At 67.2% G+C, this 1200-nt stretch carries 1 protein-coding gene; it reads right to left on the minus strand.

All coding sequences use genetic code 11. The features are described 5' to 3' along the window. Positions 1 to 26: 26 nt before the first annotated feature. A protein-coding gene (locus HNR01_RS27325; RefSeq protein WP_183671085.1) for an IS3-like element ISMex1 family transposase occupies positions 27 to 1138 on the minus strand; the annotation gives its coding sequence in 2 pieces (ribosomal slippage) (positions 27 to 889 and positions 889 to 1138; 1113 coding nt in all). Between the last annotated feature and the right edge of the window lie 62 nt (positions 1139 to 1200).

Raw genomic sequence — 1200 nt, forward strand, 5'->3', positions numbered from 1 at the left:
TGACCCTGCCCCCTGTTTGCCCCCGTTCATAACCAGAGTCCGTTCTGGTTTTGGTCCTGTTTGGACCGGGTTGCAAACGCGTTCGGGGTGAGCCCGCCGAGGCTCGTGTGAGGGCGGCAGGTGTTGTAGTCCACACGCCACGCCTCGATGATGGTCCGGGCCGCCGGCAGGCTCCGGAAGAGATGCTCGTTCAAGCACTCGTCGCGCAAGCGCCCGTTCAAGCTCTCGACAAAACCGTTCTGCTGCGGCTTGCCGGGCGCAATGTAATGCCACGCGACCGCACGCTCTTCCTGCCAGCGCAGGATGGCGTGCGAGGTCAACTCGGTGCCGTTGTCCGAGACGATCATCAGCGGCTTGCCCCGGCCCGCGATGATCCGGTCGAGTTCGCGCGCGACCCGCCGCCCGGACAGCGACGTGTCGACCACCAGCGCCAGGCACTCCCGCGTGCAGTCATCGACCACGACGAGGATGCGGAAGCGGCGTCCATCGTCGAGCGTGTCGGAGACGAAGTCGAGGCTCCAGCGCTGGTTCGGCTCCTGGGGCACGGCGGCCGGCGCTCGCGTGCCAAGGGCTCGCTTGCGCCCACCCCGCCTGCGCACCGACAGCCGCTCCTCCCGATAGAGGCGGAACAGCTTCTTGTGGTTCAGCGTGAGGCCCTCCCGTCGCAGCAGGATGAGCAGGCGCCGGTAGCCGAAGCGACGGCGCTCGCCGGCCAGGCCGCGCAGGCGTACCCGCACGGCCGCATCGTCACCACGGGTCGAGGCGTAGCGGTACGTCTTCGGCTCCAGGCCGATCAGCCCGCAGGCGCGACGCTGCGAGTAGCCCTTTTCCTCGATGGCCCAACTCACGGCTGTTCTCCGTGCGCCGGGCGTCAGAAGTTTTTTCCCAGCGCCTCACGCAGCGTCGCCACGTCGAGCATCGCCTCGGCCAGGAGCTTCTTGAGCTTGCGGTTCTCCTCGTCGAGCGCTTTCAGACGCCGCGCGTCCGAGACCTCCATGCCGCCGAAGCGCGAGCGCCACGTGTAGAACGTCGCGTCGCTGATGCCGTGGCGGCGACAGATCTCAGCCACCGGCAGCCCAGCCTGCTGCTCCTTCAGGATGCCGATGATCTGCTCTTCGCTGAACCGGCTCTTCTTCATCGTCCGTCTCCTCATCGACGGACCCTAGCTTCAGAACGAGGGCAGGCCAGGGGGCAAGGTCA

The sequence above is a fragment of the Methylorubrum rhodesianum genome (assembly GCF_014199985.1).
GTDB classification, from domain to species: Bacteria; Pseudomonadota; Alphaproteobacteria; order Rhizobiales; family Beijerinckiaceae; genus Methylobacterium; species Methylobacterium rhodesianum.